This window comes from Streptomyces sp. NPDC007157 (genome assembly GCF_040634235.1).
Taxonomy (GTDB): domain Bacteria; phylum Actinomycetota; class Actinomycetes; order Streptomycetales; family Streptomycetaceae; genus Streptomyces.
Genome location: NZ_JBEYFE010000018.1, coordinates 206,557 through 214,844, shown reverse-complemented (window position 1 = coordinate 214,844; position 8,288 = coordinate 206,557). Strand labels below are relative to the sequence as shown.

At 71.4% G+C, this 8,288-nt stretch carries 7 protein-coding genes and 1 rRNA gene; 3 read left to right on the top strand and 5 right to left on the bottom strand.

Features of this window, described 5'->3' with window-relative positions; translation table 11 throughout:
- The first annotated feature begins 166 nt into the window (after window positions 1–166).
- A 5S ribosomal RNA gene (gene rrf / locus ABZ642_RS29990) occupies window positions 167–283 on the top strand.
- Between the two features lie 112 nt (window positions 284–395).
- On the opposite strand, the gene ABZ642_RS29985 is transcribed toward rrf, so the two are convergent.
- The 5 genes from ABZ642_RS29985 to ABZ642_RS29965 are packed head-to-tail and all read right to left on the bottom strand — an operon-like array spanning window position 396 to window position 6,066.
- Window positions 396–1,706: a DUF58 domain-containing protein gene (locus ABZ642_RS29985; RefSeq protein ID WP_360489553.1), complete on the bottom strand. Its 1,311-nt coding sequence runs from the start codon at window positions 1,704–1,706 to the stop codon at window positions 396–398.
- On the bottom strand, window positions 1,706–2,695 hold the full coding sequence (locus ABZ642_RS29980; protein ID WP_360489565.1) for a MoxR family ATPase: 990 nt from the start codon (window positions 2,693–2,695) through the stop codon (window positions 1,706–1,708). The genes ABZ642_RS29985 and ABZ642_RS29980 overlap by 1 nt, the downstream gene beginning before the upstream one ends.
- Window positions 2,695–3,891 carry a DUF4350 domain-containing protein gene (locus ABZ642_RS29975; protein ID WP_360489552.1) on the bottom strand — a complete coding sequence of 399 codons (1,197 nt, stop codon included), beginning with the start codon at window positions 3,889–3,891 and terminating at the stop codon, window positions 2,695–2,697. Before ABZ642_RS29975 ends, ABZ642_RS29980 begins: the two co-directional genes overlap by 1 nt.
- Entirely contained in the window at window positions 3,888–4,643 is a 756-nt protein-coding gene (locus ABZ642_RS29970; RefSeq protein ID WP_360489551.1) for a DUF4129 domain-containing protein, read from the bottom strand. Before ABZ642_RS29970 ends, ABZ642_RS29975 begins: the two co-directional genes overlap by 4 nt.
- 34 nt (window positions 4,644–4,677) lie before the next feature.
- Window positions 4,678–6,066, bottom strand: coding sequence for a hypothetical protein (locus ABZ642_RS29965; protein ID WP_360489550.1), 1,389 nt, complete (start codon window positions 6,064–6,066; stop codon window positions 4,678–4,680).
- A 140-nt stretch (window positions 6,067–6,206) separates the two neighbouring features.
- On the opposite strand from ABZ642_RS29965, the gene mtnA reads away from it, so the two are divergent.
- Both mtnA and mtrA read left to right on the top strand, forming a co-directional pair.
- Window positions 6,207–7,349 (top strand): S-methyl-5-thioribose-1-phosphate isomerase, encoded by a 1,143-nt coding sequence (gene mtnA / locus ABZ642_RS29960; protein WP_360489549.1) that lies wholly within the window; start codon window positions 6,207–6,209, stop codon window positions 7,347–7,349.
- 249 nt (window positions 7,350–7,598) lie between these two features.
- Window positions 7,599–8,288 carry a two-component system response regulator MtrA gene (gene mtrA, locus ABZ642_RS29955; protein ID WP_015659998.1) on the top strand — a complete coding sequence of 230 codons (690 nt, stop codon included), beginning with the start codon at window positions 7,599–7,601 and terminating at the stop codon, window positions 8,286–8,288.

Here is an 8,288-nt window from a genome sequence, read left to right as displayed (position 1 = left end):
GTTGATAGGCCGGATCTGGAAGCACCGTGAGGTGTGGAGGTGACCGGTACTAATAGGCCGAGGGCTTGTCCTCAGTTGCTCGCGTCCACTGTGTTGGTTCTGAAACCACGAACAGCCCCATGCCCTGGGCCACAGGGTGTGGTGCGGCTGAACAGTTTCATAGTGTTTCGGTGGTCATAGCGTGAGGGAAACGCCCGGTTACATTCCGAACCCGGAAGCTAAGCCTTACAGCGCCGATGGTACTGCAGGGGGGACCCTGTGGGAGAGTAGGACACCGCCGAACAAATTTTAGGAAAGAGCCCCACACCTCACGGTGTGGGGCTCTTTCGCGTTTAGGACGCTTTTTGTATTCGCGGGGGAATTGGCAGGCCCACCGGCGGGCCTGCCACCGATTTTCAGAGCCGGCCCGCCGCTTTCAAGGCCAGGTATGCGTCGGCCAGTGCGGGAGCGAGATCTTCAGGCGTCGCGTCCACAACCGTCACACCGTGCCGACGGAGTTGCTCCGCCGTGCGGTGCCGTTCGCTCTGCGCCTGCGCTGCTGCCGCCGCCTCGTACACCGCGTCGGCGTTTCCGCGTGCCGTCGCCATACGGGCGACATGCGGGTCGGCCACAGAAGCGAGCAGAATTGTATGGCGTTGGGTCAGTTGGGAGAGCACGGGAAGCAGACCCTGTTCGACCGGTGCCGCGTCGAGCGTCGTCAGAAGGACGATCAGGGAACGGCGTGGAGCCGTACGGAGCGCCGTGGCCGTGAGCCCGCGCGCGTCCGTTTCGACGAGCTCCGGCTCCAGCGTGGCCATCGCGTTGACCAGGGACGGAAGGACATCGCCCGCAGCGCGGCCCTGGACGACGGCACGGACCCGGCGGTCGTAGGCAAGCAGATCCACGCGGTCGCCCGCGCGGGAGGCGAGGGCACCGAGGAGGAGCGCCGCGTCCATCGAGGCGTCCAGACGGGGGGCGTCGCCGACACGGCCGGCGGAGGTGCGGCCGGTGTCGAGGACCAGGAGGATGTGCCGGTCACGTTCGGGGCGCCAGGTGCGTACGGCGACCGCCGACTGCCGAGCCGTGGCTCGCCAGTCGATGGAACGGGTGTCGTCGCCGGGAACGTACTCGCGCAGGCTGTCGAATTCCGTGCCCTCGCCGCGGGTCAGGACGCTCGTGCGGCCGTCGAGTTCACGCAATCGGGCGAGTTTCGACGGCAGGTGCTTGCGGCTGGTGAACGGGGGCAGAACCCGTACGGTCCAGGGCACTCTGTGGCCGCCCTGGCGGGAGAACAGGCCGAGGGGGCCGTAGGAGCGGATCGTGACGCGGTCTGCCTGGCGGTCGCCACGGCGGGTGGGGCGCAGGCGGGTTGTCACGCGCCGGCGTTCGCCCGGTGGGACGGTGAGGTGGTGGCGTGAAGCGTCGATCTCCGAGCCGGGCTGCCAACTGCTGGGCGGCCAGCCGTCCCTGAGCCGGGCCCGGAGGGTGCGTCCGGACGGGTTGGTCACGGTGAGGGCGATGTCGGCGGTCTCGCCGAGGCGCGCGGACGTGTCACCGGAGCGGGACAGCACGAGGCGCCGTACCGGAGCAGCCAGGGTGAAGTCGCAGGCGCAGGCCAGGGCGAGCGGGCCGTTGACGGCGAGGAAGCCCGTCCAGCTCGGTTCCCAGATGCCGATGGGGATCGATCCGATGGCCGCGAGGAGGGCGGCGCGTCCGGTGAGGGGCATCAGCGGGGGACCGGGACGTGGGCGAGGATCGCGTTGATGACGGAGTCGGCCGTCACGCCCTCCATCTCGGCCTCGGGGCGGAGTTGGACACGGTGGCGGAGGGTGGGCAGGGCGAGGGCCTTGACGTCGTCGGGGATGACGTAGTCGCGGCCGGTCAGCCACGCCCAGGCGCGCGAGGTGGCAAGAAGTGCGGTGGCGCCGCGCGGGGAGACGCCGAGGGTGAGGGACGGCGACTCACGGGTGGCACGGCAGATGTCCACCACGTAGGCGGTGATCTCGGGGGAGACGGTCGTCTTGGCGACCGCGGCGCGGGCGGACTCGAGGTCGGCGGGGCCGGCCACCGGGCGTACGCCGGCGGCACGCAGGTCGCGTGGGTTGAAGCCCTCTGCGTGGCGGGTGAGGACGTCGATCTCGTCCTGGCGGGAGGGGAGAGGGATCGTCAGTTTGAGGAGGAAGCGGTCGAGTTGGGCTTCGGGGAGAGGGTATGTGCCCTCGTACTCGACCGGGTTCTGGGTCGCGGCGACCAGGAACGGGTCAGGGAGCGGGCGCGGTGTGCCGTCCACCGTGACCTGGCGTTCCTCCATGGCTTCGAGGAGGGACGACTGGGTCTTGGGCGGGGTGCGGTTGATCTCGTCCGCGAGGAGGAGGTTGGTGAAGACCGGGCCGGCCTGGAAGGAGAACTCGGCGGTGCGGGTGTCGTAGACGAGGGAGCCCGTGATGTCGCTCGGCATGAGGTCGGGGGTGAACTGGACTCGTTTGGTGTCCAGTTCGAGTGCCGAGGCGAGGGCGCGCACGAGCAACGTTTTGGCGACTCCGGGGACTCCTTCAAGTAGCACGTGTCCGCGGCAGAGGAGGGCGACGACGAGGCCGGTCACGGCGGGGTCCTGGCCGACCACGGCTTTGGCGATCTCGGCGCGCAGGGCCTCCAGGGAGGCTCGGGCGTCGGCCGGGTTCCCGGTGTTCCCGGCGTTGTCGGTGGTCGGGTCCATCATGGACGGCGTACCTCTCTTTCGAGGGCGTCGAGTTGGTCGGTGAGGGCGATGAGGGCCGTGTCGTCGCCGGGCGGCGGTCCGAAGAGAAGGGAGTGCAGGGCCTGACCGTCGCCGTGGAGGTGGGCGGAGAGGGCGGGGAGCAGGGCCTCGGGCGCGTCCGCCTGGGAGGCGGGGACGCCGACGAGGGGGGCGAGGCGGGTGCGGGCGGTGGAGCGAAGAGCGGCGGCCGCGCGGTCGCGGGCGTTGGCCTTGCGGTAGAGGCGGGCGCGGCCTTCGACGGTTTCGGAGGCGCGGATCGCCACGGGGAGTTTCTCGGGTACCAGGGGGCCGAGTCGGCGTGCCCGCCAGAAGGCGGCCAGGACCGCGGCGAAGAAGAGCTGGAGTGTGCCCCAGAGCCAGCCGGAGGGGAGCAGGTCGAACAGGGACTTCTGGTCGCCCGTACCGGTGGCCGAGGCGTCGGAGAGCGAGGGGAGGTACCAGACCAGATGGTGGCGGGAGCCGAGGAGTTGCAGGGCGAGCGAGGCGTTGCCCTGTTCGTCGAGCCGGTCGTTGAGCAGGATGTCGGGCGCGCCGAGGACGATGGTGTCGCCGCCTCCGGAGGCCGCGGGGATGCGGAGCAGCGTGGCCAGACGCTGGCTGGGGTAGCAGGAGTCGGCGTCGAGGTGGGTGGTGGTGTAGCGGATGCCACCGGTGTCGGCGCTGCCCGCGCGGCGGGCCTCGGCCAGGCCGCAGTGGGGGTCGAGCGTGGACTTCAGGCTGGTGGCGGGGTCGGCGGTGACGCCGGGGGCGAGCCGTTCGACGGACGTGCTGCCGGCGGCGACCAGGATCGTGCGGCCGCCCGATCCGGCGGTCGACACCCGCAGTTGGGACTGCTGCCCCGGGGTGAGCAGGTCGGGGACGGCGACGAGCAGGGTGGTGTCGCGGCCGGCCGCGGCCCGGGCCTCGGCCAGGGTGGTGACCACACGGGTGGACACGCCCCGGTCGGCCAGGAGTTCGGCGACCGCGCGGCTGCCGTAGGGGTCGGCGGAGCGCGGGTCGAGGTCTCCGTGCCTGCTGTCGGAGCGGACGACCGCGATGGCCACGGCACCGGCCAGCAGGAGCACCACGGCGAGGACGATGCCCCGGGTCCGGGTCCACACCTGACGGGTGGTGGGTGCGGTGGAGGTGGGCGGAAGGGCTACGCCGGTGGTCATTCGGCGGCCCCCTGGCGGGTGTTGTGGGCCGTGCTCGGGGTACTGCTGGCGAGCATCGGTTTGGTGCGTTCCAGGTCGCGGTCGAGTTCGGCGATGCGTTCGTACGACGCCTGGGTCGCCCTGCGGCCGCCGTACGTCACGTCGTCGAAGTCCCGGGCGGCGGCGCGCAGCCGGTCCGTGTGGGCGGGCAGGACGCGGCCGGCTTCGGCGGCGGCCTCGTCTGCGGTGCGGCCCGGGCGGGCGTCGAGCAGGGCGCGTTCCTCCAGGGCGCGGACGACGGCGCGCATGCGTTCCTGGAGTGCCTGGTTCCAGTGGCCCTGGGCGGCGTGCGCCTCGGCGGCCGCGCGGTGTTCGGCGGCGCTGCGGGGGCGGTCGTCGAACAGGGCGGCGGCGGAGACGGGCCGGCGGCGTGGGGTGCCCAGGCGCCACCACAGGGCGCCGAGGACGGCGATGACGGCCAGGACCACGACGACGAGGCCCAGCGCGCCTCCGGGCGTCGCGGACGAGGCGGCGGAGAGCATGCGGCCGACCCAGTCCAGGAAGGCGTTCAGGGCGCGCTGGAACAGCCCGGGGTCGTTCTCGTGGTACATCCGCTTGGACAGCTCATGCCGTGCCGCCTCCCGTGCGGGGTCGCGCGGGATCGTCACGGGCGGTTCGTCGCCCGAGCCGGCCAGCGACAGCAGGGCCGTCTCCCGGGCCCGTAGCAGGCCGCGTACGGCCTCTTCGGCGGCGCGCGGCAGGGCCGCGGGCACCGCTGTGAGAACTCCCCCCGTCGGACTCACCGCATCAGCTCCCCGGGACGGTGCCGGGGGTGCTGGTGCCGTAGTTCTCGACACCGGCGGCGCGGGCCAGTTCGAGGTCGAGGGCCTCGCGGCGGATGCGCTGGTCGATGTAGAGGAGCACGGTGACGCCCGCGTTGATCGGGAAGGTGAGCATGGAGCCGATCACCGAGCCGATGCCGCTGACGATGAGGAACGTCCAGCCGACGTGGGCGTTGGTGCTCTCGAGGAAGCCGGAGAAGCCGTCGCCGCTGAGGATGGCGGCGGCTACGGCGAAGGGGATGACGGCGATCGAGGAGACGATGTTGGCGATGATCGTCGCCAGGATCTGGATGCCGAAGACCCGCCACCAGGAGCCACGGACCAGCTTGACGGAGCGCCCCATCGACTTCGTGATGCTCTGCTTCTCCAGCATCAGGGCGGGGGAGGCCAGGGAGAAGCGGATCAACAGCCAGAGGGTGACGACGCAGCCCGCGAGGAGGCCCACGACGAGCAGTGCGGCGATGGCGCCGCCGGGGCCGCCGGCGATCGCGACGACGATGCCGGGCAGTGCGCCGACGAGCAGGACGCCGACCGCGATGAGTCCCATCAGGACGATGAGGCCGAACAGCTTGACGACCTGTGGGCGCGCGTCGCGCCAGGCCTCGCCGGTGGTCACGGACTTGCCGAGCACGGCGCGGCTGGTGACGGTGGTCAGCAGGGCCGTCGCGATGATGGTGCCGACCAGCGTGATCAGCAGGACGGCGCCCGAACTGGCCATGACCTCGCCCGCGGCGCGGGACACCTCGCTGAAGGAGGCGCTCGGGTCGTTGAGGGTGTCGGTGGTCTCGGTGTCGTTCAGGACGAGGCCCTGGAGGAGGATCACCGCGACCTGGGTGACGACGGCGACCGTCAGCGAGATGCCGAGGACCGTGCGCCAGTAGGTGCGCATGGTGGAGACGGCGCCGTCGAGGATCTCGCCGACGCCGAGCGGGCGCAGCGGGATCACACCGGGCTTGGCCGCGGGCGGGGGGCCGCCCCAGCCGCCGCCCCAGGCTCCGTATCCGCCGGGCGGGCCGTAGCCGCCGCCCGGACCGCCGTAACCGCCGGGCCCACCGGGCCCGCCGTAACCTCCGTAGCCGCCGCCGGGGGGCTGATTGCCCCAGCCGGGGCCGGGGGGTGGGGGCGGCGGTGCCTGGCCTGGTGCCGGGGCGCCCGTGGGCGCGGACCACTGGCCGGGCGGGGGCTGGTCCGTGGACCACTTCGAGCCGGAGCCCTGTGGGTCCGTACCCGGTTGCTCGGTGGGCTGCTCGGCAGGGCCTGCGGGGACGGGGCGGTCGGCAGGGGCGGACGCGCCGGGTTCCCGCCCGTCGGACGGGGCGGATCCGGGCGAGGCCCAGCCCGGAGTGTCGTTCATCGAAGCTCCTTCACGGTGCCCGTCCGCGGTCGCGGTGGCAGGTTGGCTGCCATCGTGCCATGGGGCGGTCACCCAGTGACCTGCCGCGGTACAGGCTCCGCACCTTCAATTGTCCGCCGGATACGGGGCAGACTGACCGCATGGCTGATCAGTACGCGCAAACCGGCGAGGACAAGCGGCCGACAGGAATGCCCGTGATCCGGTGGGAGGAGCCGCCCGAGGGCCCCGTAGTGGTCCTTCTTGACCAGACCAGACTGCCGGCCGAGGAGGTCGAGCTGGTGTGCACGGATGCGTCCGCGCTGGTGGAGGCGATCCGGACGCTCGCGGTGCGCGGGGCGCCGCTGCTCGGGATAGCGGGGGCGTACGGCGTCGCGCTCGCCGCCGTGCGGGGTTTCGACGTGGACGAGGCCGCGGTGGCGCTGGCGGGTGCCCGGCCGACGGCCGTGAATCTTTCCGTCGGGGTGCGCAGGGCCGTATCGGCCTACCGGTCGGCTCTGGCCAAGGGCGGTGACAGCGGGGCCGCGGCCGTGGCGGCACTGGTCGCGGCGCGGGCTCTGCACCGGGAGGACGCCGAGGCCAGCGTCCGGATGGCCGGGCACGGGCTGGCGCTGCTGGACGAGTTGCTGCCGGGCGGAGGGCACCGGATCCTGACGCACTGCAACACCGGGTCGCTGGTGTCGGGAGGCGAGGGAACGGCGTTCGCGGTGGCCCTCCAGGCGCATCGCGTGGGGCGGCTGCGGCGGCTCTGGGTGGACGAAACGCGTCCGTTGCTGCAAGGCGCTCGCCTGACGGCATACGAGGCGGCTCGCAGCGGCATGGCGTACACCTTGCTCACCGACAACGCGGCGGGTTCGCTGTTCGCGGCGGGGGAGGTGGACGCGGTGCTGATCGGGGCGGACCGGATCGCGGCCGACGGATCGGTGGCGAACAAAGTGGGGAGCTATCCGCTCGCGGTGCTCGCGCGGTACCACCATGTGCCCTTCATCGTGGTGGCGCCGGTGACGACGGTGGATCTGGAGACGCCGGACGGTGCGTCCATCGAGGTCGAACAGCGCCCCGGATATGAGGTGACCGAGGTCACAGCACCACAGGTGCCGGTGACGGGAGCGGGGGGCGGGATTCCGGTGGCGCCGCTGGGGACCCAGGCGTACAACCCGGCGTTCGACGTGACGCCGCCCGAGCTGGTGACGGCGATCGTCACCGAGGAAGGCGCCGTTTCGCCCGTGACGGCCGAGGCTCTTGCCGAGCTGTGTGCCAGGTCACGCCGGGTGACGATCAGCTGATCGGACGATGGCGGCTCGATCGACGGCAACGGCCTCGACCTGCGGTGATTCGCAGACGAAGGGGCCGTGACGTCAGAGGGTGACATCCGCGGGATGCTCCATCACCCGGTCGCCCGTCTGCGAACGGGCCGACACCGTCACTGACATCGACGTCGGCGGGCGGGGGCAGACAGTGACGGCCCCCTGCGGCTATCGTCACTGGCCGGTGACCCTGGTCACCTGCGCAACCTTCACTGTTATGAGAATGGGATGATGTCGTTTATGAAGGGACGAGTCCTTGTCGTCGACGACGACACCGCACTGGCCGAGATGCTCGGCATTGTGTTGCGTGGTGAAGGTTTTGAGCCGTCTTTCGTAGCCGACGGCGACAAGGCGCTGGCCGCTTTCCGTGAGACCAAGCCCGATCTGGTGCTGCTGGACCTGATGCTGCCCGGTCGGGACGGTATCGAGGTCTGCCGTCTGATCAGGGCGGAGTCCGGGGTGCCGATCGTGATGCTCACGGCGAAGAGCGACACCGTCGATGTGGTCGTGGGCCTGGAGTCGGGCGCGGACGACTACATCGTGAAGCCGTTCAAGCCGAAGGAGCTGGTCGCCCGGATCCGGGCCAGGCTGCGGAGGTCCGAGGAGCCGGCGCCGGAGCAGCTCGCCATAGGTGACCTGGTCATCGACGTGGCCGGGCACTCGGTGAAGCGGGACGGGCAGTCGATCGCGCTGACCCCGCTGGAGTTCGACCTGCTGGTCGCGCTCGCCCGCAAGCCGTGGCAGGTGTTCACGCGTGAGGTGCTCCTGGAACAGGTCTGGGGCTACCGGCACGCGGCGGACACCCGTCTTGTCAACGTTCACGTCCAGCGGCTGCGCTCCAAGGTCGAGAAGGACCCGGAGCGGCCGGAGATCGTGGTGACCGTCCGTGGCGTCGGATACAAGGCCGGACCGAGCTGA

Excerpts from the sequence above, each read along its gene's own strand:
- ABZ642_RS29975 (WP_360489552.1), bottom strand. The coding sequence starts at position 3,891 with ATGACCACCGGCGTAGCCCTTCCGCCCACCTCCACCGCACCCACCACC.
- ABZ642_RS29965 (WP_360489550.1), bottom strand. The coding sequence starts at position 6,066 with ATGAACGACACTCCGGGCTGGGCCTCGCCCGGATCCGCCCCGTCCGAC.
- mtnA (WP_360489549.1), top strand. The coding sequence starts at position 6,207 with ATGGCTGATCAGTACGCGCAAACCGGCGAGGACAAGCGGCCGACAGGA.
- ABZ642_RS29980 (WP_360489565.1), bottom strand. The coding sequence starts at position 2,695 with ATGGACCCGACCACCGACAACGCCGGGAACACCGGGAACCCGGCCGAC.
- ABZ642_RS29985 (WP_360489553.1), bottom strand. The coding sequence starts at position 1,706 with ATGCCCCTCACCGGACGCGCCGCCCTCCTCGCGGCCATCGGATCGATC.
- mtrA (WP_015659998.1), top strand. The coding sequence starts at position 7,599 with ATGATGTCGTTTATGAAGGGACGAGTCCTTGTCGTCGACGACGACACC.